This window comes from Microbacterium sp. ARD31 (assembly GCF_031844425.1).
In genome coordinates this window covers 27,896-51,954 of the sequence record NZ_JAUZVE010000049.1, presented here as the reverse complement: position 1 = coordinate 51,954, position 24,059 = coordinate 27,896, and the positions used below count along the sequence as shown (strand labels likewise).

The 24,059-nt window shown below is 73.7% G+C and carries 18 protein-coding genes; 11 read left to right on the top strand and 7 right to left on the bottom strand.

Features of this window, described 5'->3' with window-relative positions:
* Positions 1-88 precede the first annotated feature (88 nt).
* Positions 89-844 (top strand): YoaK family protein, encoded by a 756-nt coding sequence (locus Q9S36_RS43490; protein ID WP_311290970.1) that lies wholly within the window; start codon positions 89-91, stop codon positions 842-844.
* 24 nt (positions 845-868) lie between these two features.
* Here Q9S36_RS43490 and fbaA read toward each other — a convergent pair whose 3' ends face one another.
* The gene (gene fbaA / locus Q9S36_RS43485; RefSeq protein ID WP_311290969.1) at positions 869-1,903 is read right to left on the bottom strand and encodes a class II fructose-bisphosphate aldolase; all 1,035 of its coding nucleotides are present in this window, start codon (positions 1,901-1,903) and stop codon (positions 869-871) included.
* Positions 1,904-2,059: 156 nt separating this feature from the next.
* Here fbaA and Q9S36_RS43480 point away from each other — a divergent pair, with 156 nt between their 5' ends.
* From Q9S36_RS43480 to Q9S36_RS43470, 3 genes are all read left to right on the top strand, one after another.
* Positions 2,060-3,202, top strand: a complete 1,143-nt coding sequence (locus Q9S36_RS43480; protein WP_311290968.1) for a hypothetical protein — start codon at positions 2,060-2,062, stop codon at positions 3,200-3,202.
* Positions 3,199-3,681, top strand: a complete 483-nt coding sequence (locus Q9S36_RS43475; protein ID WP_311290967.1) for a SigE family RNA polymerase sigma factor — start codon at positions 3,199-3,201, stop codon at positions 3,679-3,681. The genes Q9S36_RS43480 and Q9S36_RS43475 overlap by 4 nt, the downstream gene beginning before the upstream one ends.
* 82 nt (positions 3,682-3,763) lie before the next feature.
* A complete protein-coding gene (locus Q9S36_RS43470) occupies positions 3,764-4,498 on the top strand; it encodes a septum formation family protein (RefSeq protein WP_311290966.1) in 735 nt (244 codons plus the stop codon).
* 8 nt (positions 4,499-4,506) lie between these two features.
* Here the strand turns inward: Q9S36_RS43470 and Q9S36_RS43465 are convergent, their stop codons facing one another.
* Positions 4,507-5,199, bottom strand: a complete 693-nt coding sequence (locus Q9S36_RS43465) for a TrmH family RNA methyltransferase (RefSeq protein WP_396653958.1) — start codon at positions 5,197-5,199, stop codon at positions 4,507-4,509.
* 37 nt (positions 5,200-5,236) lie between these two features.
* Here Q9S36_RS43465 and Q9S36_RS43460 point away from each other — a divergent pair, with 37 nt between their 5' ends.
* Together Q9S36_RS43460 and Q9S36_RS43455 are read left to right on the top strand one after the other, a co-directional pair.
* Positions 5,237-5,983, top strand: a complete 747-nt coding sequence (locus Q9S36_RS43460; protein ID WP_311290965.1) for a VTT domain-containing protein — start codon at positions 5,237-5,239, stop codon at positions 5,981-5,983.
* A 209-nt stretch (positions 5,984-6,192) separates the two neighbouring features.
* On the top strand, positions 6,193-14,820 hold the full coding sequence (locus Q9S36_RS43455) for a hypothetical protein (RefSeq protein WP_311290964.1): 8,628 nt from the start codon (positions 6,193-6,195) through the stop codon (positions 14,818-14,820).
* Here the strand turns inward: Q9S36_RS43455 and pyrE are convergent.
* Together pyrE and Q9S36_RS43445 are read right to left on the bottom strand one after the other, a co-directional pair.
* The gene (gene pyrE / locus Q9S36_RS43450) at positions 14,786-15,313 is read right to left on the bottom strand and encodes an orotate phosphoribosyltransferase (protein ID WP_311290963.1); all 528 of its coding nucleotides are present in this window, start codon (positions 15,311-15,313) and stop codon (positions 14,786-14,788) included. The genes Q9S36_RS43455 and pyrE overlap by 35 nt on opposite strands.
* Positions 15,314-15,355: 42 nt before the next feature.
* Positions 15,356-16,018, bottom strand: coding sequence for a class E sortase (locus Q9S36_RS43445; protein WP_311290962.1), 663 nt, complete (start codon positions 16,016-16,018; stop codon positions 15,356-15,358).
* 41 nt (positions 16,019-16,059) lie between these two features.
* On the opposite strand from Q9S36_RS43445, the gene Q9S36_RS43440 reads away from it, so the two are divergent.
* Positions 16,060-17,259 carry a pyridoxal phosphate-dependent aminotransferase gene (locus Q9S36_RS43440; RefSeq protein WP_311290961.1) on the top strand — a complete coding sequence of 400 codons (1,200 nt, stop codon included), beginning with the start codon at positions 16,060-16,062 and terminating at the stop codon, positions 17,257-17,259.
* A 40-nt stretch (positions 17,260-17,299) separates the two neighbouring features.
* Here the strand turns inward: Q9S36_RS43440 and Q9S36_RS43435 are convergent, their stop codons facing one another.
* Both Q9S36_RS43435 and Q9S36_RS43430 read right to left on the bottom strand, forming a co-directional pair.
* The gene (locus Q9S36_RS43435) at positions 17,300-18,154 is read right to left on the bottom strand and encodes a hypothetical protein (RefSeq protein WP_311290960.1); all 855 of its coding nucleotides are present in this window, start codon (positions 18,152-18,154) and stop codon (positions 17,300-17,302) included.
* A gap of 38 nt (positions 18,155-18,192) precedes the next feature.
* Positions 18,193-19,308, bottom strand: a complete 1,116-nt coding sequence (locus Q9S36_RS43430; RefSeq protein WP_311290959.1) for a collagen-like protein — start codon at positions 19,306-19,308, stop codon at positions 18,193-18,195.
* Positions 19,309-19,474: 166 nt separating this feature from the next.
* Here Q9S36_RS43430 and Q9S36_RS43425 point away from each other — a divergent pair, with 166 nt between their 5' ends.
* From Q9S36_RS43425 to Q9S36_RS43410, 4 genes are all read left to right on the top strand, one after another.
* A complete protein-coding gene (locus Q9S36_RS43425; protein WP_311290958.1) occupies positions 19,475-20,371 on the top strand; it encodes an ATP-binding cassette domain-containing protein in 897 nt (298 codons plus the stop codon).
* The gene (locus tag Q9S36_RS43420) at positions 20,368-21,183 is read left to right on the top strand and encodes an ABC transporter permease (protein ID WP_311290957.1); all 816 of its coding nucleotides are present in this window, start codon (positions 20,368-20,370) and stop codon (positions 21,181-21,183) included. The genes Q9S36_RS43425 and Q9S36_RS43420 overlap by 4 nt, the downstream gene beginning before the upstream one ends.
* Before the next feature lie 81 nt (positions 21,184-21,264).
* Positions 21,265-21,810 (top strand): isochorismatase family protein, encoded by a 546-nt coding sequence (locus Q9S36_RS43415; RefSeq protein WP_311290956.1) that lies wholly within the window; start codon positions 21,265-21,267, stop codon positions 21,808-21,810.
* Complete coding sequence (locus tag Q9S36_RS43410) at positions 21,807-22,772, top strand: PfkB family carbohydrate kinase (protein WP_311290955.1); 966 nt, start codon at positions 21,807-21,809, stop codon at positions 22,770-22,772. Before Q9S36_RS43415 ends, Q9S36_RS43410 begins: the two co-directional genes overlap by 4 nt.
* Before the next feature lie 2 nt (positions 22,773-22,774).
* On the opposite strand, the gene Q9S36_RS43405 is transcribed toward Q9S36_RS43410, so the two are convergent.
* The gene (locus Q9S36_RS43405) at positions 22,775-24,001 is read right to left on the bottom strand and encodes a cytochrome P450 (protein WP_311290954.1); all 1,227 of its coding nucleotides are present in this window, start codon (positions 23,999-24,001) and stop codon (positions 22,775-22,777) included.
* Between the last annotated feature and the right edge of the window lie 58 nt (positions 24,002-24,059).

The window sequence follows — 24,059 nt, the reverse complement described above, 5'->3', positions numbered from 1 at the left end:
GGGGGCGCGTGGGGCTCCCCGCGCGCACCGCCCTCGTCACGTGCCGGACCGGCGCCGTGGCGTCCGAGGCGTCGAGGAGAATGGTCGGGTGATCCCACGCAGGCGCCTCCTCCGGGAGTACCTGCTCGCCGTCGCCGGCCCCACGCGCACGCCCCGGCACAACGTGCAGCTCGCCGCGCTGCTCGCCCTGAACGCCGGCGTGCTGAACTCGGTCGGGTTCGTCGCCGTCTCGGTCTACACCTCGCACATGACCGGGCTGACCGCGGCCGTGGCCGACCACCTCGTGCTCGGCGGGGCCACGGTCGTGCTGACCGGGCTGATCGGGCTCGCGACCTTCATCGCCGGCGCGGCGAGCTGCGCGGTGGTCTTCAACTGGGGGCGCCGGCGAGGGCTGCGCGCCCGCTACGCCAACGTGCTGGTGCTCGAGGCCCTGCTGATGCTGCTCTTCGGGCTGCTCGCCGAGGAGCTGGCCTGGCAGCACCGTGCCTGGGTCTTCGTCGGCGTCCTCTGCTTCACGATGGGCATGCAGAACGCGATCATCACCAAGATCTCGGGCGCGCAGATCCGCACGACCCACGTGACCGGGATGATCACCGACATCGGCATCGAGGTCGGCAAGCTGCTCTACGTCCACCGCACCGCCGACCTGGAGCCGGTCGTGGCCGACCTCCCCAAGCTGGGCGTGCTCGCCCTGCTCGTCGGGCTCTTCTTCGCCGGCGGGGTGCTGGGCGCGCTGGGCTACCTCGAGCTCGGGTTCGCCGCGCTCATCCCGCTGGCGCTGGTGCTGCTCGTGGCGGCCGCGGCGCCGCTGGCTGCCGACGTCCGCCGCGTCGCCCGGCGGTGACCCGCCGGGCGACGCACCCCGGGCTCAGCCGGCCAGTGACGTCCCTGCGGAGCGGAGGTTCTCGCACGCCTCGACCACGCGCGCGGCCATGCCCGCCTCGGCTGCCTTGCCCCAGGCGCGGGGGTCGTAGGTCTTCTTGTTGCCGACCTCGCCGTCGACCTTCAGCACGCCGTCGTAGTTGGCGAACATGTGCGCTGCGACCGGGCGGGTGAAGGCGTACTGGGTGTCGGTGTCGACGTTCATCTTCACCACGCCGAAGTCGACGGCGTCGCTGATCTCCTGCGCGGTCGAGCCCGAGCCCCCGTGGAACACCAGGTCGAACGGGCGGGCGTCGGCGCCGAGGCCGAGCTCGGAGGCGGCCGCCTCCTGCGCGGACTTCAGGATCTCCGGGCGGAGCTTGACGTTGCCCGGCTTGTAGACGCCGTGCACGTTGCCGAAGGTCAGCGCGGTCATGTAGCGGCCGCGGTCGCCGGCACCCAGCGCCTTGATCGTGGCGATGGCGTCCTCGGGGGTGGTGTAGAGCTGGTCGTTGATCTCGTTGGCGACGCCGTCCTCCTCGCCGCCGACGACGCCGACCTCGATCTCGAGGATGATGTTGGCCGCGGCGCACTTCGCGAGCAGCTCCTCGGCGATCTGGAGGTTCTCCTCCAGCGGCACGGCCGAGCCGTCCCACATGTGCGACTGGAACAGGGGCGCCTCGCCGCGCGCGACCCGCTCGGCGGAGATGTCGAGCAGCGGACGGACGAACCCGTCGAGCTTGTCCTTGGGGCAGTGGTCGGTGTGCAGCGCGATGTTGACCGGGTAGTTCTTCGCGACCTCGGCGGCGTACGCCGCGAAGGCGACCGAGCCGGTCACCATGTCCTTGACGGACGGGCCGGAGAGGTACTCCGCGCCACCGGTCGAGACCTGGATGATGCCGTCGGAGCCGGCGTCGGCGAAGCCCTTCAGCGCGGCGTTGAGGGTCTGGGAGGACGACACGTTGATGGCCGGGTAGGCGAAGGACTTCGACTTCGCGGCGTCCAGCATCTGCGCGTAGACCTCGGGGGTGGCGATGGGCATCGGGAATCTCCTCTGAAGCGGTCAGGCAGGCGCTGACAACCCTAGTGGCTACCCGCGAGTCCGGGCCCTCGCGTGCCGTCGTCTCACCTCGTGACAACCGACCCGGTCGCGGCTCCGTGTCAGGGTGGAAGGCTCACCCGGGGGAAGGACCACGACATGACCACGCAGATCGACTGGCGGCGCGAGCTCGACGCCTCGTTCGGCAGCGGTGACGACCTACCTGTCGGGCACTACGTCGCTGCCGGGCACACCGCCGTACGCCGTCGTCGTGCCGCGGCCGCCGCGGCCGGGGTCGCCGCGGCCGTCGTGGTGGGCACCACGTGGGTGCTGGGGCCGGGCGACGCACCGCGCAGCGACCGCGCGCCCGTCGCCACCGAGCCGACGGCGACGGCGTCGGCGACGGCGAGCCCGTCCTCGGCCGCCGACCCCGAGCCGGCGTCCTCCTTCCCGTGGCGCAAGGGGGAGCCGCCGGCGCGGGCCCTTCCCGGGCGCCTGGAGATCCGGCCGGGCGCCGTCGTCCACGAGCGGCGCGACGACCTGTACCCCGGCAAGGACACCGAGTCGGCGGCCCTCGACATCTCCTTCCGGGGCGAGCGCTGGTGGCTGGTGCTGGAGTGGAAGAAGGGCGGGAGCAGCATGTCGTCCTCGCGTCCCGAGGACGGCTTCGCCGAGTCCTTCGACGCCTTCGTCCGCGCCGAGGTGGCCACCGGCGGGATGACCTCCGTGCCGGCCGACGACGTCCCGGGCATGGCCGGTGGGCTGGCCACCTGGCGCGGCGGCGTGCTCGAGCCGGCCCCCGGGGTCTCGGTGGTGAAGCAGGTCGAGGACCCCGTCCCCGGGGACGACTCGCTCGGGCTGGTGCTCCGGTCGGAGGGTCGAACGACGTGGGCGCTGTTCACCCAGGGCGGCAACGCGTCGGCGTGGGAGCTCGAGACCGACTCCGGGTGGCTCACGTTCGACCAGTGGCTGGCCGACCAGGTGGCGGTGCAGACCGGCAGCCCGGGCGTGCGCCTGGTGCGGCTCGCGGCCGACGGCACCGTCAGTCCCGTGGCCCCGAGCGTCGAGGTGCTGGAGCAGCAGGCCGACCCCGACCTCCCCGCCTACGGCACCGACACGGCGAGCGCGTCGGCCGTCGCGCTCCTGGACTGGCAGGGCGAGCGCTGGTTCGTCCTGGCGGTGCAGCTCCCCCGCGACGTCGCGGTGACGACCGTCGCCGCGTCGAAGGCCGGGGGCGCCGAGACGCTCGACGAGTTCGTCGCGTTCGTGGCCGACCAGGCCGACGAGGGTGGCCTGCGATGAGGCACGACGCAGCGTTCTCGGAGTTCGTCGCCGCTCGGCAGGGCCACCTGCGGCGTATCGCGTACGCCCTGTGCGGAGACTGGCACCGCGCGGAGGACCTCCTCCAGACCGCGCTCACCAAGCTGTACGTCGCCTGGCCCCGGATCCGGCACGACGGCAGCGAGGAGGCCTACGTCCGCCAGATCATGGTGCGGGCCAACATCGACGAGTCGCGCCGGCCGTGGCGGCGCGAGCGCCCGAGCGAGGTGCTGCCGGACGTCCCGGCCGAGGACGGCACGCAGGTCGAGGAGCGCTCCGCGCTCTTCGACGCGCTCCAGGCCCTGCCCGAGCAGCAGCGCAAGGTGGTCGTGCTGCGCCACTGGCTCGGGCTCTCGGTCCGGGAGACGGCCGCCGAGCTGCGGATCAGCGAGGGCACGGTCAAGAGCCACAGCAGCCGGGGTCTCGCCGCGCTCGAGGTGGTGCTGGCGCCCCAGCGGTGAGCGGCAGGACCCGGCCGGCGGGCTCGGGTGTCGTACCGAAGGTGGATGGCGCGCCTGCTCGCGGCCACCTAGGTTGACGGCCATGACACGACGACTCGGGACGAGTGCCGCCATCATGGGGCTGCTCGCGGCAGCATTCACCAGCACCGCCCCGGCCGCCGGCGCGGCCGACCCGCTCCTGGGTGCCCCCGTGGTGGGCCAGTGCTCCGACATGAGCCGCGCCGAGCTCGACCTCCCGTCCTACGGCGAGCCGGCCGTGGACTGCGCCGGCACCCACACCGCGCTGGTCACCTCGGTCCTCACGCTGCCGGACGGGCTCGCCTACGACAGCGCCGACCTCACCGAGCTGGCCGTCGGGACGTGCTCGGACGCACAGCGGCAGGCGGCCGGCGCCAGCAGGCTGGGCGTCAGGCTGACGGCGTACGCCATCGGCTGGTTCATCCCGACCCCGGAGCAGCAGGCCGCCGGCGCCCGGTGGCTGCGCTGCGACCTGGTGCTGCTCGGCGGTGCCGAGCTCCTGCCGCTGCCCGGCACGCTCGACGTCGGGAAGTTCCCCTACAAGTCGACCGTCTCCCGGTGCCTCACCGGTCCGGACTACGCCGTGACGGCCTGCTCCGAGAAGCACACCTACCGCGCCACCGCGGCCATCAAGACCAAGGCCCGGCGCTACCCGAGCGAGAAGGCCTGGAAGCGCCTCGGCACCGACCGCTGCCGCAGCGCGACCACCTCGCGGACCTACCGCTTCAGCTGGCCGTCGAAGGTGGACTGGAAGGTCGGCGACCGCGCGCTGGTCTGCTACACGCAGACGAAGAAGTAGGCAAGCAGCTAGCCCCGCCAGGCGTCCTCGGCGCCGAGGTCGGCGTACGTCCGCACCCAGCTGTGCATCGCGATGGCCGCCGCCGCGCTCGCGTTGATCGAGCGCGTCGAGCCGAACTGTGCGATCGAGAAGGTCCCGTCGCACACCTCCCGGGCACCCGCCGAGAGGCCGGGCCCCTCCTGACCGAACAGGAAGCACACCCGCTCGGGCAGCTCCATCGTCTCGAGGTGCAGCGAGCCCGGCAGGTTGTCGATGCCGAGCAGCCGCACCGGCTCGTCGAGGGAGTGGAGGTACGCCGCCAGCGCCGCCGCGTCGGCGTGGTGGCGCACGTGCTGGTAGCGGTCGGTCACCATCGCCCCGCGGCGGTTCCAGCGCCGGTTGCCCACGATGTGCACCTCCGCGGCGAGGAAGGCGTTGGCGGTGCGGACGATCGTGCCGATGTTGAAGTCGTGCTGCCAGTTCTCGATCGCGACGTGGAAGGCGTGCCGGCGGGTGTCGAGGTCGGCGACGATCGCCTCGAGGCTCCAGTAGCGGTAGCGGTCGACGACGTTGCGGCGATCGCCCTCGCGGAGCAGGTCCGGGTCCCAGTGGTCGCCGGCCGGCCACTCCCCCTCCCAGGGGCCCACGCCCACCTCCGGCGGACCGTGCGGCATCGGGTCGTACGGCGCCCGCTCGCCGTCGCGCGGATCCTGCTCCTGCATGCCTGCATGCTAGGGAGCGCTGGTTAGGGTGGCGCGCGTGACCGCACTCCTCGACCCGGCCGGGCTCGTGACACCGCTCCTGCTGGGGATCGACTGGATGGACCCGAACTGGCTCCTCGACCGCTTCGGCGCGGAGCTGTTCTGGATCAGCCTGGCGATCGTCTTCATCGAGTGCGGGCTGTTCTTCCCGATCCTGCCCGGCGACACACTGCTCTTCGCGCTCGGCCTGTTCATCGCCACGGGGCAGCTCGACCTGTTCCCGGGTCCGCCGCTCGCGGAGCTGCTGATCGCGGTCGCGGCGCTGACCGGTGCGGCCTTCCTCGGCAACGTCGTCGGCTACGAGATCGGACGGCGCATCGGGCCACCGCTCTACGAGCGCGACGGGCGGATCATCAAGCGCAAGTACTTCGACCAGACCACGGCGTTCTTCGACAAGCACGGCAGCAAGGCCCTGGTGATCGGCCGCTTCGTGCCCTTCGTGCGGACCTACATCACCGTGGTCGCCGGCGTCACCCGCATGGACCGCCGCCGCTTCTTCCTGTGGAGCCTGGTCGGCGCGGTGCTGTGGGTGGTGTCGATCTGCCTCCTCGGCTTCTTCCTCGGTGACGCGTTCCCCCACCTCGGCGAGAGCATCGACAAGCTCATCATCGTCATCCTGGCCTTCTCGGTCATCCCGATCGCCTACGAGTGGTGGCGGCACAAGCGCACCAACGCCCCCGGCGCCGAGATCGGGCCCCAGGACGGCGGCCCCGACCGCGACATCACCGGTCGCGACGTCGACTGACGCGTGCCGCCACCCCTCCAGGCGTACGCTCCTGGCCCATGTGTGCGTCCCGCACCATCCTTGTGGACCAGATGTGACGCACCTCTCTTGACACGCGCCATGCCGACCTATCGTGAGGGCCTCGTGTAGATCGGCTGAGGCACTTCCGTGGGGGGAGTGGTCGGCCCGCGGCTGTCACTCGGGATGCCGCCGACCCCGAAGGATCGACCATGCCCGGCGTACGTCGCCTCCGCCGTGCGGCCCGCCCGTGGCCGCGGATCGCGGCTGCCCTCTCGCTGGTCGCCGTCAGCCTGGCCGCGACCGTGCTGGTCCCGGCGGCTCCCGCGGACGCCGCGGTCGTGCGCCCGTTCACCAAGGTCTTCTCCAAGCAGGCCAACGGCTCGATCCAGATCACCGGCAACGCGTTGATGACGTGCGGCACCTCGACGAGCTGCCTGCAGGCGCAGGACGGGTCAGTGTCCGCGAGCAACAACAGCTTCGACATGCGATTCCTCGACGTCGACAGCGACCCCACGACGAGCCGCTCGTCCTCGGCCAACCTGACGATCCCCAGCGGCGCGCGGGTCCTGTACGCCGGCCTGTTCTGGGGCGCCGCACGGGCGGCCGGCACCGACGGCGTCGACGCGAGCGGGCCCGTGGACACGATCAGGTTCCGCGCCCCTGGCTCGAGCGGCTACAGCACGCTCACCGCCACCCGGACCGACTACCAGAGCTCCTCGGTCACCTACGACTACAGCGCGTACCGCGACGTGACCGCCCTCGTGCAGGGCGCCGGCGCCGGCACGTACTGGGGCGCCGACGTCGCCGCGGCCACCGGGGTCGACCGGTACGCCGGCTGGAGCCTGGTCGTCGCGCTGGAGGACCCGGCCGCGCCGCTGCGCGACCTGACGGTGTTCAACGGCTACGCGACCGTGATCAAGAACGAGATCGTCGACACCACCATCTCCGGCTTCCTCACCCCGCTCTCCGGAGCCGTGGACGCCAAGTTCGGGATGGTGACCTACGAGGGCGACAACAGCCTCACCGGCGACTACTTCCAGGTCGGCACGACCCGGCTCGCGGACGCCCTCAGCCCGTCGGCCAACTTCTTCACCAGCCGCGTCAGCGCGGGCGGAACGAGCACGACGAACCGGACCCCGAACGCGGTGAACACCCTCGGCCTGGACGCCAAGGTCGTCGACGCGCCCGGCGTGGTGCGCAACGGAGCCACGGCGACCAACGTCCGGTTCGCCACCAACGGCGACTTCTACTACCCCGCCGCGCTGACCACGCAGATCGACCTCTACGCCCCGACCATCCAGGGCTCCACCACCGTCACCAACCTGTCGGGCAGCTCGCCGGCGCGGGTGGGCGACGTGCTGGAGTACTCCCTGACCTTCAGCAACACCGGGGAGGACGCCGCCGTCCGCTCGGTGGTCGCCAACGCGCTACCGCCCGGCACGACGTACGTCCCGGGCTCGCTCCGCTACACCGCGGGGGCCGGCCAGGGCACGAAGACCGACGCGGTCGGCGACGACCAGGCCGAGTACGACGCCGCCACCCGCACCGTCCGTGCCCGCATCGGCAGGGACGCCACCGCCGCCACCGGCGGCTCGCTGGTGTCCTCCAACACCGCCACCGTGGTCTTCCGGGTCCGGGTGGACCCCACCGCTGCGGGGACCACGCTGCGCAGCACCGCGACGCTCGACTACCGCGCCCAGACCATCAACCGCGACTACACCTACCAGACCGCCGAGGTCGCGACCCCCGTTGCCGAGGAGGCGGACGTCTCCATCACCAAGACCGCGTCCGCGGACCCGGTGACGGCCGGCGGCCAGGTCACCTACACCCTCACCGCCCGCAACGCGGGGCCGAGCACCGCGTCCGGCGTGCAGGTCGTCGACACGTTGCCCTCCGGGGTCACCTACGTCTCGAGCAGCCCGTCCACCGGTTCGTGCTCCGCCGCCTCCGGCACGCTCACCTGCAACCTCGCCAACCTGCCGTCGGGCGGCACGGCGACGGTCAGTGTCGTCGTGCGCGTGCCCGCCGACTCCACCGCGACCTCGGTCACCAACGTCGCCCGGGTCACCAGCACCACCTCCGACCCCGACCCGGGCAACAACAACGCCTCGGTGTCGACCGGCGTCGTGCGCCAGGCGGACGTGGCCCTCACCGCGTCCGCCAGCCCGGCGGCGCCGGTGCCGGGGACCGACGTGACCTACACCCTCGTCGCCACCAACAAGGGCGCCTCACGGGCCGGCACCGTCCGGATCAGCGACACGCTCCCCTCGGCGCTCGTGGTCACCTCGGCCACGACCGACCAGGGCAGCTGCACGGTGACCGGCAGCCAGGTGGTGTGCTCGGCCGGCGCCCTCGACCCCGGCCAGTCCGTGCAGGTCACCCTCGTCGCGCGGGTGCCGTCGAGCGCCGGCGGCGCCTCGCTCGTCAACACCGCCAGCGTCGCCTCGAGCACCACCGACCCGGTCCCGGGCAACAACGTCGCCAGCTCGACCGTCACCCCTGCGGCTCCCAGCGCCGACGTCACCGTGGCGACGCGGACCACGACCTCGCCGGTGGTCGCCGGCCGCCCGGTGCAGTACGTCGTGACGGTGGGCAACGACGGTCCGTCCGACGCCGCCGGCGTGACCCTCGGCGACCAGCTGCCGGCCGGCATCACCGGCATCGCAGCCTCGACGACCGCCGGCTCCTGCACGGTGTCCGGCAGCGCCGTCGACTGCGCGCTCGGCACCATCGCGGCCGGCCGCTCCGTCCAGGTCACGATCGACGGGCTGCTTGCGGCGGGCGCCACGGGCACCCTGGCCAACAGCGCGACGGCCACGACCACCACCGCCGACCCGGCGCCCGGCAACGACACCGGCACGTCCAGCGTCGCCATCGACACCCTCGCCGACCTGGCCGTGACAACGTCCGCCGACCCCGTGGTGGACGGCAACGTCGCCACCTACACGATCGTGGTCACCAACAACGGCCCCTCGACGGCCCGGTCCGTGAAGGTCACCGACCCGGTCCCGGCCCCGCTGACCTACGTCGGCGCGACCACCGACCGCGGCACGTGCGCGGCCGCCGGCGACCCGGCGACGGTGACCTGCGACGTCGGCGACCTCGCCGTGGGCGCGAGCGCCACCGTGACGGTGCAGGCGCAGACGCCGGCCGACGGCACCGCGCGCGGCACCAGCAACACCGCCACCGTCACCTCACCGACGAACGACCCGGTGCCCGGCAACAACAGCGCCACCCACGTCCTGCCGACCGCGTCGCAGGCCGACCTCTCCCTCACCAAGACCGCGACCCCGAACCCGGTCGTGGCGGGTGGCACGGTGACGTGGCGTCTCACCGCCCGCAACAACGGCCCGTCCGTGGCGAGCACCGTGACCATCGACGACGTCGTACCGGCCCGGGTCACGGACGTCACGGCCACCACGACGACCCCGGGCGCCGACTGCGCACCGGTGGCGGGCAACGAGGTCACGTGCACCGTCGACTCGCTGTCGCCGGGCTCGGACTTCGTCGTCGAGGTCACCGGCACCGTGGTCCCCGGGTCGGCGCGTGGCGTCCTGGCGAACTCGGCGACCGTCCAGGCCGCGACGCCGGTGGACCCCTCGACCGGCAACAACACTTCGTCCGCCTCCACGGAGGTCGTCGCCCGGGCCGACCTGGTCGTCACCAAGACCGGGCCGGTGACCGCGACGGCGGGCACGACCGCCTCGTGGGACGTCACCGTCCGCAACGACGGCCCCTCCACCGCGACCGACGTGCGCCTGGTCGACAACGTGCCCAGCGGTGTGACCGTCGTCGGCTCGAGCACGGCCCCGGCCGGCGTGACCTGCTCCGTGGTCGACGGTGCCCTCACCTGCCCCGTCGGCTCCCTGGCGCCTGGTGAGGAGCTGACCGTCACCGTCGACGGCCGCATCTCCTCCTCGCTGCCGGACGGCACCACCCTCCTGAACTCGGCGGCAGCGTCGTCCGGCACCCCGGACCCCTCGCCCGGCACCAACAGCGACGCGCACACCACCACGGTCGTCGAGCGCTCCTCGGTGCGCCTGAGCAAGGCGTCCGACCCCGCGACCCTGGTGCCCGGGACCGAGTCGTCGTACCTGCTCACCGTCACCAACGACGGTCCCTCCGACGCCCGCGACGTGGTCGTCACCGACGACCTCGACGCGGACCTCACCGTCGTTGACGCCGACATCCCGGGCGGGACCTGCGACGTCGCCGGTCAGCTGGTCACGTGCCGGCTGGCGGTCCTGCCGGCCGACGCCACGACCGTGGCGCGGATCCGGGTGCGGGTGGCACCCGACCGCCGGACGCCGATCGCCAACTCGGCCTCGGTCGCCACGCCGTCCGACGACACCCCGGCCGACGACGCCGCCTCGGTGACGAGCGACGTCGAGCCCCACGCCGACCTGCAGGTCGTCGAGAGCGTCTCCAAGGACCGGGTCGCGGCGGGCGAGGGCCTCACCTACACCCTGACCGTCGTCAACAACGGTCCGTCGACCGCCGACGACGCGACGATCGAGGACACGTTCCCGGCCGGTGTCGTGCCGTCGGCAGTCACCACCACCGCCGGGACCTGCACGACCGGCGGGCAGCTGCTCCACTGCGACCTCGGGCAGGTGCTGCCGGGCACCCCGGTCGTGGTGACGGTGGACGCCTCGACGACGCCAGACGCGAGCCCGGGGACGAGCGCCGACACAGCAGTCGTGGGCTCACCGACGGCAGACGCCGCGCACGGCAACAACACCTCGCAGGCCCCGGTCGAGGTCGTCGCCCGCGCCGACGTGCAGGTCACCACCACCGCCGACAGCAGCAGCTTCGTCCCCGGCCGACCGGTGAGCTGGACGATCCTGTTCAACAACGCCGGACCGTCCACCGCGCGCGACGTGGTGGTCACCGACACCCTGCCGGACGCCGTCACGATCACCTCGGCGGTCCACGGCACGGGAAGCCCCTGCACCGTCACGGGCCAGCAGGTCTCCTGCGCCCTCGGCGACCGGGCGCCGGGCCAGCGCGTCATCAAGGTCGTCGGCACGCTCGCCTCGGCGTACGCCGGCAGCACGCTCGCCACGACCGGGCGCGTCACCACGACCACGAGCGACCCCACGCCGGTCAACGACGCCTCGACCGCCACCACCCCGATCAGCCGGCTCACCGACCTCGAGATCATCGAGACCGTCTCACCCGCCAACCCGGTGGCGGGACAGCGGGTGACCTTCACGATGTCGGTGCACAACAACGGACCCTCGGACGCGATCAACCCCCAGCTCATCGACCAGCTGCCCAGCGGGCTGACCGACGTGGTCGTCAACCGCCCGACCCTCCTGGGCACCCCGGCGACGGCGGAGTGCGAGCTGCGCGCGCCGACCGACCCCGGCACCGCCGACAACCCCGCTGCGCCGACGGTCTTCTGCAACGGCCCGGTCTTCCGGGCGGGACTGCCGGCCCGGGTGATCGGCAGCGTCGAGGCGACCGTCGCACCCGGTTTCACCGGCTCGCTGGTCAACACCGGACGCATCAGCTCCGACACCATCGACGTCGTCGCCAGCAACAACGAGGCCGTGGTGACCACGGAGGTCGGTGCCGTCGCGGACGTGTCGATCACCAAGACCCTGACCCCGGCCGTCCCCGCGCCCGGCGAGGCTGCCACGTGGGCGCTGACGGTGCACAACGACGGTCCCTCAGTGGCGCGGGACGTCGTGGTCCGCGACGACGTCCACGACGCGGTCACCGGGCTCACGGCCGCCACCGACACCGGCTCGTGCGCCGTCGCGGCCGGAAACGACGTGGGCTGCTCGCTGGGCGACCTGCCGCCCGGCGCGACCGTGGTCATCACCCTGACCGGTGGGGTCCCGGCCGCGTTCACCGGCGACCTCGACAACACCGCCACCGTCGCGTCCCCGACCGACGTTACGCCGGCGAACAACACCGCGACGGTGTCGTCCTCGCCGACGCCGGACGCGCAGGTGTCGATCACCAAGTCCCTCTCGCCGGCGGCTCCGGTCCCGGGACGCGACGTCACCTGGACGGTCGTCGTGACCAACGCCGGCCCGTCCGTGGCCCACGACGTGGTCGTGCGCGACGACGTCCTCGACGCCATCAGCGGGCTGACAGCGGCTGCCGACACCGGCTCGTGCGCGGTCGCCGGCGGGAACGACGTCACCTGCGCGCTCGGCGACCTGCCGCCGGGCACGTCCATGACGCTCACCCTGACCGGAGGACTGCCTCCGGGCTTCACGGGGACCCTCGGCAACACCGCCACGGTCACCTCGCCCGACGACTCGACGCCCCTCGACAACGTCGCCACCGCCAGCGCCACGGCCGCGCCCGACGGCGCCGTCGCCGTCACCAAGACCGTCCAGCCGAGCATCCCGGTGCCGGGCCGCCCCGTGACGTGGACCGTCACGGTCACCGGCACCGGACCCTCCACGGCCCGGGACGTCGTGGTCCGCGACGACGTCGTGGACGCGGTCACCGGGCTCGCCGCGACCACGGACGCCGGCTCGTGCGCGGTCGCGCCCGGCAACGACGTCACCTGCCCGGTCGGCGACCTCGCACCCGGCCAGCGGGCCGTGGTCACCCTCACCGGCGGCGTGCCGGCGAGCTGGGCGGGGTCGCTGTCCAACACCGCGACGGTCTCCTCCCCCACCGACAGCAGCCCGGCAGACAACACCGCGACGGTCGATCCCGCCACCGCTCCCGGCGCGGACCTGTCCATCGTCACGACGGCCACCCCGGCGGTGGCCGTGCCGGGCCAGGACGTGACCTGGACGCTCACCGTGACCAACACCGGGCCGTCCGTCGCCCGCGACGTGCTGGTCCTCGACGACGTCGTCGACGGGCTCGGCGACGTGGTGGCGAGCCCAGCCTGCACCGTGGCCGCCGGCAACGAGGTCGCCTGCGGCCTCGGCGACCTGGGCGTGACGGGCGCGGACGCGAGCCGCACGCTGACCATCACCGGCCGCGTGCCGGCCGACCACACCGGTCGACTCGCGAACACCGCCACGGTCGCCTCGGCCACCCACGACTCACACCTCGACGACAACACCTCCACCACGACGGGCACGACGCAGCCGGTGGCCGGGGTGTCCATCACCGCGACCGCCAGCCCGGTCCACCCGGTGCCGGGGAGGGACGCCACCTGGACGCTGCGCGTGACCAACGCGGGTCCCTCGGTCGCCCGCGCCGTCCACGTGGTCGACGACGTCGTCAGCGCGCTCACCGGCGTCACCGCGTCGACCGGCCGCTCGCCCGAGCCGTGCACCGTGGCGGCCGGCAACGTGGTGGGCTGCGACCTCGGCGACCTCGCCTCGGGCGAGACGGTGACCATCACCGTCACGGGCGGCGTGCCGGCGTCGTACACCGGCAGGGTGGACAACACCGCGACGGTCGGCTCCCCCACCGACTCCACACCTGCGGACAACACCGCCACCACGAGCGGTACGGCGGCCCCGCAGGCCGAGCTGTCGATCACCAACGCGCTCACCCCGTCCCGGCCGGTGCCGGGCGAGGCGGTGGCCTGGAGGCTCACCGTGGTCAACGCCGGTCCCTCGACCGCCCGCGGCGTGACGGTGAGCGACGACGTCCCGGCCGCGGTCACCGCGCTGATCGTCGAGGCCGCCGGCGACGCATGCACCGTGGCCGCGGGCGACGCGGTCTCCTGCGACCTCGGCGACCTCGGTCCCGGGGAGTCCCGGACGGTCACACTGCGTGGCACCCTCGCCGCGGACTTCACCGGCACCCTGTCCACCACCGCGACGGTCGGCTCCCCGACCGACACCACACCCGCCGACAACAGCGCGACCGCCACGGGTGAGTCCGCTCCGGTTGCGGACCTCGCGGTCAGTGCGCGCATGTCGCCGCAGAAGCCCGTCGCAGGCGCCCCCGTCGACGTCACCGTGCAGGTGACGAACCACGGGCCGTCGACGGCGCGGCAGGTCGAGCTGGTCCACGACCTGCCCCCCGCCCTGGGGCAGACGACCGCCTCCGTGACCGGTGGCGGGACCTGCGCGGTGGACGGTCGGTGGGTGACGTGCGACGTGCCGACGCTCGCGTCGGGGTCCTCCGCGACGGTCACCCTCCGCGCCCTGGTCGACCCGTCCTGGACGGGCGAGGTCACCGCCGTCACAACGGCCGGCGCCACCACGTCGGACCCCGACCCGAGCAACAACTCCGCCCGCGTGTCGGAGTCCGGCACCGGGAGCTGCGCACCGGTCCCGACCAGCGGCCGCGTGGTGACGTGCGCCGACCTGGGTCTCGCCAAGACAGTGGCGCCACGCAGCGCCGGTGTCGGCCAGCTCGTGACCTACACGCTCACCGTCACCAACGCCGGCCCGTCGAGCGCGACCGACGTCGCCGTGGTCGACGAGCTCGACGACGACCTGGTCGTCGTGTCCGTGGACGTGACCTCAGGTCGAGCGCGCGTGACCACCGACGAACGCACCGTCACCGCCGTCTTCAACTCGGTCCGCCCCCACACCGAGGGCGTCGTCCGGATCGTCGCCCGCGTGTCCGACGACGCCACCGGCGCCGTCCCCAACACCGCCCGCGCCACGGCCGGCGGGGAGAAGGTCGGCACGGGTCCCGGCACCACGGTCCAGGACACGGCGGACGTCGAGGTGCTCGGCGTGGAGGTCACCGGCGACGACCCGGGCGACGGGGACGACCCCGACGGCCCCGGGGGTCCCGACGGCCCCGAGGGCGACGGCGTGCTGCCCGACACGGGCCTCGCCGGCCCCGTCGCCCCGCTGGCCGCGCTCAGCGCGCCGCTGCTGGTGGCCGGCGCCTGGCTCGTACCACGCTCGCGCGTCAGGGGCGGGCGGCATCGAGGTCGGCACGTGTGAGGACGCTGCGGACCTCGAGGCCGACGTCGGAGAGCGGGTTCTCCCCCGCCGGCGAGCGGTCGATGGCGCAGACCACCACCTCGACGGTGGCGCCTGCGGCACGCAGCTCGCGGGTGGCGTCGCGCACGGCGCCACCCGTGGTGATCACGTCCTCGACGAGGGTGACGCGCCGACCGGCGACGTCCGGTCCCTCGGCCAGCTTGCAGGTGCCGTACTCCTTGGCCGCCTTGCGCACGAACAGCGCCGGCAGCCCGGTCTTCGCCGAGACCATGGTCGCGATCGGGACGCCGCCGAGCTCGAGGCCGCCGAGGAGCTCGGTGTCCTCGGGGAGCAGGTCGAGCATCTGGGTGGCGACCCGGTCGAGCAGGGCGGGCTGGGCCTCGAAGAGGTACTTGTCGAAGTAGGTGTCGGCGACCTGGCCGGACCGCAGGACGAACTCCCCGGTCAGGCGGCAGGCCGCGTCGATGTCGCGTGCGAGCGTCTCGTCAACCACGTCGCGCAGCCTAGCCGCGGGGCGGCGCGGTCCCGCCGGGCCTCACCGGGTCCGCTCGCGTGACTCGAGGTGGCCGAACGCGACGAGGCGCCCGTCGGTGTGGAAGAGCTCGGCGCAGGTGGTGAGCGTGAGCAGGCGCTGACCCGGTCGCTGGGCGGGCTGGACCCCGCCGTCCGGGTTGCGCGGGACCTCGTCCAGCACCCACCCGGCGGTGAACGGGACGGTGAGGTCGTCGCCGCCGGTGTCGAGGACGTAGGTGTAGGTCCAGGCGGCGGTCTCCACCACCACCTCGTCGCCGGGTCGCAGGGAGGGCATGTCGCGCAGCGGCTCGCCATGGGTGACCCGGTGGGCTGCGAGGACGAGGTTCCCCCGGCCTCCGGCGGGTGCGCCGTCGGTGACCCGGCCGAACCCCGAGGCCAGCACCTCGTCGCTGGTGCCCTCCAGCACCGGGACGGCGTAGTCCTTCCCGAACCGCGGGATCCGCACGACCGCGCTCAGCCTCCCGTGCTCGGTCGCGAGGGCGGCCGTGCCTCCGCGCCCCCAGGCGCGCTCCGCACGCTCGACGAGGTCGCGGTGGGTGCGCTGGGCGACCACGTCGGTGCCCCAGACCTGCCACCCGACCCAGCCACCCACGGCCAGGCCGGCGACCACGAGCAGCACGCCCAGCCGTCCCGTCCACACGGCAGCGCGGGAGCGGTCGGACATGGGCCGAGTCTCCCCCATCGGGCCGGACTACCCTCGCGAGCATGCCTGCGACGCCTCCGCTGTCCGCCCGACTGGCCCACGTCCCGCCGACCGTCTTCAGCGAGATGTCGGCCCTCGCCGTGCGCACCGGTGCCCTGAACCTCGGCCAGGGCTTCCCGGACGTCGACGGGCCGGCGTCGGTCATCGCCGCGGCCGAGGCGGCGCTGGAGGCCGGCGCCAACCAGTACGCCCCCGGCATCGGCGTACCCGCGCTGCGCGAGGCGATCGCCCGCCACCAGCAGCGCCACTACGGCCTGTCCCCCGACCCGGCCACCGAGGTCGTCGTCACCACCGGGTGCACCGAGGCCGTCGCGGCGGCCCTGCTCGGCATGGTCGACCCCGGCGACGAGGTGGTCGTGCTGGAGCCCTACTACGACTCGTACGTCGCGATGCTGGAGATGTGCGGCGCGCGGCGCGTCCCCGTCCAGCTCCGAGCGCCCGCCGGCTCGACGACGACACCGCGGCCCGACCTCGACGAGCTGCGCGCCGCCGTCACCGACGACACGAAGCTGATCCTGCTCAACACCCCGCACAACCCGACCGGCACCGTGCTGACGCGCGAGGAACTGCAGGTCGTCGCCGACCTGGCCATCGCCCACGACGTCCTCGTCGTCACCGACGAGGTCTACGAGCACCTGGTGTTCGACGACGCGCTCTCCGCCGAGGGGCACGTCCCGATCGCCACCCTGCCCGGGATGTGGGAGCGCACGCTGACGCTGTCGAGCGCCGGCAAGAGCTGGTCGTTCACCGGCTGGAAGGTCGGCTGGGCCACCGGCCCGGCGCCGCTGGTGCAAGCGCTGCTGGCAGCCAAGCAGTGGCTCACGTTCACCTCGGGCTCACCGCTGCAGCCGGCGGTGGCACACGCGCTCGACCACGAGGCCGAGTGGCCGCGCGCGCTCGCCCGCGACCTCCAGGCGCGGCGCGACGTCCTCTGCGGGGGACTCGCCGCCGCCGGGCTCGCGCCGCGGGTGCCGGAGGGGACCTACTTCGCCACCACCGACATCAGCCACCTCGGCTGGGCCGACGGGCGCGAGTTCTGCCTCGCCCTGCCCAAGCGGGCCGGTGTGGTCGCGATCCCCACGCAGGGGTTCTACGACGACCCGGAGGCGGGACGCCAGCTGGTGCGCTGGGCGTTCTGCAAGGTGCCCGACGTGATCGAGGAGTGCGTACGCCGCCTCGCTGCCGCCGACCTCGCCCGCTGACACCCGCTGACACCCCGGGCTCCGGTGCCGGGCGGCGTTCTCAGCGACCCGGGTAGTCCCGCGACGGGTGGTCCCCGTCGTCGTTCGCGTCGGGGTCCTGGTGGGTCGGCGGGACCTGGCCGTAGGGGTTGGGCGAGCCGCCGGGCTGTGCCGGCTGGTCCTGCGACGTGCCGTAGGGGTTGCCGTACGGGTTGGGGTAGTCGGTGCCGGCCTGCTGCTGGGGCTGCTGGTACGGGTCGGGGCTGCCGTAGCCGTACTGGCCGGCCTGGTAGCCGGCCGGGTCCCCGGGGTAGCCGCCGGCGGAGGCGGGGACCCGCTTGAACCAGTCGCCCGCACCGCCGACGAAGAGCAGCACGATCGTCGCCAGGCACGCGACGAGCGGCACGAGCGAGATGCCGCTGGTGATGCTGATCAGCGCCAGCACGCCCGCGACCGCGGCCGAGATGACCAGCAGGATGCGCGCCACGTTGGAGCGGCGCAGCACGAAGATCGCCAGCACCGCGGCGATGAGGCACCACACCACGATGCCGAGGAGCACCACGACGAGCACCCCGACGGCCGCGTCGGCGTCGATGTTGGCGTCCTGGAACTCCGGCACCCGCTCCATCTCCGTGATCACCTCGTCGCGCGCGACGAGCAGCCCGAGCCCGGCGAAGGCGAAGAGGGCGGCGGTCAGGCCGGAGAACACGATCGCGATCCACGCGGCCGCGGTGACCGTGCCGGGACGCTTGTCGCCGCGGGGCGGCGTGGCGCCGTAGGGCTGCTGTCCGTAGCCGTAGGACTGGCCGGCCGGCTGCCCGTAGGACTGGCCGTAGGACTGGCCGTAAGGGTCGCCCTGGCCGGACGGGGCCGGCTGGCCGTAGGGGTTCTGCGACGGTCCGGGCTCGTTGCTCATGCCCTTATCTCACCATGCCGACGGTAGTCGGCGACGGCTCAGCGCGGCTCGAGGGCGAACCAGCGCCGCACCTCGATGCGGCGCAGGCAGATCACCGTGGCGATCGCGGCGGCCGCGGGGATCAGCACGAGGACGGTGTTGAGCACGAAGACCAGGCTGCCGCCCGCGCTGAACGCGGCCGTGACCATCAACGCCCGGCGGGCCCAGTCGCGGCGGGCCATGGCGAAGCCGGCGAAGACCAGCGCCGCGGCACACCACACCACGAACGCACCGGCGTAGGCGTAGACCTGGCCCTGCACCTGCTGCAGCGTCACGCCGCCCTCGACCATCTCCGGCTGCTGCTGCTCGAGCACGCTCATCAGGAACTCCGGGGACAGCCCGGCCAGGGCGATCCACAGCAGCGACAGGGCGAGCAGGCCACCCGCCATGACGACCGTGAGGACGAAGGCGGTGACCATGGCGCCGGGCCGCGAGTGCAGCAGCTGGCGCTCCTGCCACGACGGGGGCGGCGGCGGGGCCGCCACGGGCCGCCCGAGCGCGGACGGCGGGGGCGCCGGCGCGCCGAACGGACGCGCGGCCGGCGGCGGCTGCACGGGGCCGGACTGGCTCGCGGGGGCGGAGGGTCCGGAGGGTCCGGAAGGGCCGGTGGATCCGGGAGGTCCCGGCCGCCCCGGCGTCGTGCGCGACAGGGGATCCGGCTTCGGCACGGGCGCGGGCGGCGTCCACCGACCGGTCGCGAACCACTCGCGGGCCGGCATCATCCAGAGCATGGCCGTGCCGGCGGCGACGAACGCGCCGGCGAGGCCGCCGGACGGCACCCCGGCGACGAAGACCGGCACGGCGAAGATCGTCAGGCCGAGCCGCGCCGAGCGGTCGGGCCTGCGGACGTACCAGCCGAGGATCGCGGTGGCGCAGGCGCCGACGGCGGCGACGATCGCCGTGATGCGCAGGAGCGCGCGGGCACCGGCGACGTCGAGGCCGAGGGACGAGAACGGCGGCTCCGCGAGGAAGTCGTCGATCGCCTCCTGGGTCTCCAGCGACCCCAGGGAGGCGACCTGCTCCCAGGCGGTGACCAGCACCAGCACCGAGGCGAACATGACGATGCCCGCCGCCAGGCTGACCTGGGGCGGACGCTGCTCGGTGGGCTTGCTCACCCCACCATTGTCCCAAGCGCACCCCAATCCGTCCCCGCAAGGGTGTCGACCTCGCCGCGTGCCGGCGCCGGGGGCGCGCTGGGGGGTTTCTCAGGGTCGCTCTCAGGGCCCGTCTCCGCGCTGTCCCCGATGTGCGCGCAGGTGGGTGCGGGCGAGGGTAGGACCCATGATCAGCGTCGAGTCCCTCACCAAGCAGTACGGCCCGTTCACGGCCGTCGACCACGTGTCCTTCACGGCCGCGACGGGCCGTGTCACCGGCTTCCTCGGCCCCAACGGTGCCGGCAAGTCCACCACCATGCGCATCATGGTCGGCCTCACCCGTCCCTCGTCCGGCCGCGTCACCATCACCGGCCGCGACTACCGCGAGCTCGTCAACCCCGGCCTCGAGGTCGGCGTCCTGCTCGACGCCTCCGCCCAGCACGCCGGCCGCACCGGCCGCGAGATCCTCCGCATCGCGGCGCAGACCATGGGCCTGCCGAGGTCGCGCGTCGCCGAGACCCTCGCCAGGGTCGGCCTGACCGAGGACGAGGCGTCGCGCCGGGTGCGCGACTACTCCCTCGGCATGCGCCAGCGCCTCGGCATCGCGACCGCGCTGATCGGCGACCCCGAGGTGCTCATCCTCGACGAGCCCGCCAACGGCCTCGACCCGGCCGGCATCCGCTGGATGCGCGACCTGCTCCGCGGCTTCGCCGACGACGGCGGCACGGTGCTCCTGTCCTCGCACCTGCTCCACGAGATCGAGGTCATCGCCGACGACATCGTCGTGATCGGCCAGGGCCGCATCGTGGCGCAGGGCAGCAAGTCCGAGCTGCTGGCCGCCGCCGGCACGCTCGTCCGTACCTCCGAACCCGACCGCCTGGCCCGTGCCCTGCACGAGGCGGCCGTCGTCACCACCCCCATCGACGGCGGCCTGCGCGTCGACGCCGACCCCGAGCTCGTGGGCGAGGCGGCACACCGTGCCGGCGTCGTGCTGCGCGAGCTGCGCGCCGCCGACGGCGCCGGCCTGGAGGAGATGTTCCTCGAGCTCACCGCCGAGACCGCCCGCGAAGGAGCAGCAGCATGACCACCACGACCCTCACCCCGTCGGCGCCCGTCGCCGCCCCGGCCCGTCCCGCGCGGTCCGTGACCCCGATCCCGACGACCCGGCTGGTCGGTGTCGAGCTGCGCAAGATGTTCGACACCCGCGCCGGGTTCTGGCTGATGGCGAGCGTCGGCATCGTGGCGGTCCTCGCCACTGCCGCGGTCATCCTCTGGGCGCCCGACTCCGCGATCGACCAGGAGACCTTCTCCAGCGCCATCGGCTTCCCGCTGTCGGTGATCCTGCCGATCATCGGCCTGCTCTCGGTCACCAGCGAGTACAGCCAGCGCACCGGCCTGACGACGTACACGCTCGTCCCGTGGCGCGGCCGGGTGATCACGGCGAAGCTGATCGTCACCCTCGCCATCGGCGTCGCGTCGATGTTCCTCGCCCTGGCCGTCGGCGCCGTCGGCAACCTGGTCGGCTCGGCGATCACCGGCCTCGACCCCGTCTGGAACGTCACGGTCCAGGAGTTCGGGCAGATCGTGCTCGCCAACGTCCTCGGCATGCTCATCGGGTTCACGCTCGGCGTGCTGATGCGCAGCTCGGCCGCGGCGATCGTGGGCTACTTCGTGTACTCCCTCGTGCTGCCCGCCGCCCTCGGCGCGCTGGCCGCCTTCCAGGAGTGGTTCCGCGACCTGCAGCCGTGGGTCGACGTCAACTACGCCACCACCCGCCTCTTCGACGAGACCATGACGGCCGAGTACTGGCAGCAGCTCGGCGTCACCACCCTCGTGTGGCTCTGGATCCCGCTGGCCATCGGCCTGCGCGCGGTCCTGCGTGCCGAGGTCAAGTAGTCCCCTCTACTGCCTCAGGCGACCCAGCGGCTGCCGGTCGGGGGACCGGCGGCCGCTGAGGTCTTCTGACAGGGTGGCGGCATGCACCCCGACGCCTGGCTGGTCGTCATCGACCCGCAGCGGATCTTCGCCGACAGCACGAGCCAGTGGGGCTCGCCGATGTTCCCGGACATCGTCGGTCCCGTACGACGACTCGCTGCCGCAGCCGGCGAGCGCACCGTCGTCACGCGCTGGGTGCCCGCACCCGACCCACAGGGCAGCTGGGCGGCGTACCTGCAGGCGTGGCCGTTCGCGAACGTCCCCGACGGCGACCCGCTCCTCGAGGTGGTCCCCGAGCTGGCCGACCTCGGCAGCGAGGTCGTCTCCCTGCCCACCTTCGGCAAGTGGGGCTACGCGCTGCAGGCGGTCACCGGTCCCACGCCCCACCTGGTCCTGACCGGCGTCTCCACCGACTGCTGCGTCGTCTCGACCGCCCTGGCCGCGGCCGACGCCGGGGCGACGATCACCGTGGTCACCGACGCCTGTGCCGGCTCGACACCGGAGAACCACCGGGCCGCGATGGACGTGATGGCGCTCTACCCGCCGCAGATCACGCTCGCCACGACCGACGAGGTCCTCTCCGCGTGAGCCGCCCCACCGACCGCCCGGTGGGTCGGGTCATCCACACCGGCCAGGCGCTGGTCGACGTCGTCGTCGAGGTGCCGGACCTCCCGGCCCGCGGCCAGAACGTGATGGCCGCCTCGGCCACCGACTACGCCGGCGGCACGGTGACGGTGCTGCTCGCCGCGGCCCGGTTCGGCGCGGAGTGCGTGCAGGCCGGCTCGGTCGGCACGGGACCCCACGGCGACCTGATCCGCTCGGCGCTGGCCGCCGAGGGGATCGGGGTGTCCGCACCGCCCGTGGAGGGACTCGACACCGGCATCTGCGTCGTCATGGTGGAGCCCAGTGCCGAGCGGACGTTCGTGACGACCCTCGGCGCCGAGCGGCAGATCAGCGTCGAGTCGCTGGCCACCTCGGGCCCCCGGCCCGGCGACCTGGTCTGCGTCACCGGCTTCTCGCTGGCCCTGGCCGCCACCGGTGAGCCGCTGCTCGCCTGGCTGCCGACCCTGCACCCCGAGGTCGTCGTCGTGCTCGACCCGGGTGCGGCGTTCGCCGCGCTGCCGCAGGACGTGCGCGCCGCCATGCTCGCGGTCACCGACGTCTGGTCGAGCAACGCCGAGGAGGCCGAGGACCTCCTCCGCGCGGCCGGCCAGGACCCGCCCGCGGACCTCACCGGGCTGACCACCGCGATCGCTCCCCTGCTGCGCGGCGACGCCGTCGCGATCGTCCGCGACGGGCCGGAGGGCTGCGCGGTGCACGCCGGCGGCGAGACGACGTACGTCCCGGGGTTCCCGCAGACCGCGGTCGACACCAACGGCGCGGGTGACACCCACACCGGGGCACTGCTCGCCGAGGTGGCAGCCGGTACGCCGTGGGTGGAGGGTTGCCGGCGCGCCAACGCGGCGGCCGCGATCAAGGTGACCCGGCGCGGGCCCGAGTCCGCCCCGACCGCCGCCGAGGTCGACGCGTTCCTCGCGCGCGTCGGCTGACGTCAGGCCCGTGCGCCCGAGGCCGCGCGGGTGACGCGTACGGCGCTGCTGCCGCGGGGCAGCGTCGGCATTCGGGAGGCGTCGACGACGGCGCCGGCCAGGTCGGTCTCCACGTCGGCCAGCACCCGCACGGTCTCGGAGAGCAGGCGCGCGGTGAGGGACTCGCCGGGGCAGCGGTGGCCCGAGGGGTGGCCGCCGCCCTGGGGCACGAGGTCGAAGGCGGCCGCCGCCGTGAGCGCGTCGCGGTCGAGGAACCGGTCGGCCCGGAACTCGTGGGGGGCCGGCCAGTGGTCGGGGTGGTGGTCTATCCCGACGACGTCGAGGAGCAGCCGGTCGCCGGCACGCACCCTCGTCCCGGACACCCGGGCGTCCCGCAGGGCGATCGCCGTCAGGACCGGCACGAACGGGCTCGTGCGCCGTACCTCCTGCGCGAACGCGTAGCGCTCGTGGACCGCGCCGGGATCACGCAGGCGCTCCCCCTCGGCGGCGGACGCGCGGGCGAGGTCGAACGCGGCGAACACGCCGAGCCAGGCCACGGCGACCGTCGGGCGGAGCACGTTGAGGAGCTCGACGGCGGCGGTGCGCTCGTCGAGGTCGCTGTCTGCGATGCGCCGCAGCGCGCTGGCGTCCGGAGGCGTCGTACGTTCGGACCGGACGCCGGCCACCGCCTGCCGCGCCCAGCGCTCGGCCCAGCGGCGCGAGCGCCACGCGCGGGCGTACGCCGGCCACGCGAAGCCGAAGCCGTCGACGATCTCCGCCAGTCGCCTGCTGACCTCGTCGGCGCCCCGACTGCTGAGGTCGAGACCCGCCCAGCGCAGCACCGCCGCGCCGTAGGTGGTGACGAGCTCGTCGTGCAGGTCGACCTCGCGGCCAGGCCAGGAGCCGACCCGGTGCGCCAGGTCCGCGGCGACGTCGTCGACCAGGTCACCGAGCGTGTCGGGGTCGAGCACGTCGAGGACCAGACGCTTGCGGTCACGGTGGACCGTCCCGTCGGTGCCGTGCAGGGCGCCGCGGCCGAAGAGCAGCCACGCCAGCGGAGGCGGGACGGCGCCGGCCCGGCGGGCGAGCGACTCGTCGTAGAAGGCGCGCGCCCCGTCGGGCTCGCCGATCACCACCGTCCGCGACCCGAGCAGCCGCGAGACGTAGGTGTCGCCGCCCCCGCGCGCGGCGCGGTCGCGCGCCACCGCGTGGTAGCCGTGGCGCAGCAGCAGGACGCCGAGTTCGGTCATGGGTGTCCGTGCCCCCGCGGCCGCGATTCATGCGCCTCGTCCGGGCGTGGTCCGTCAT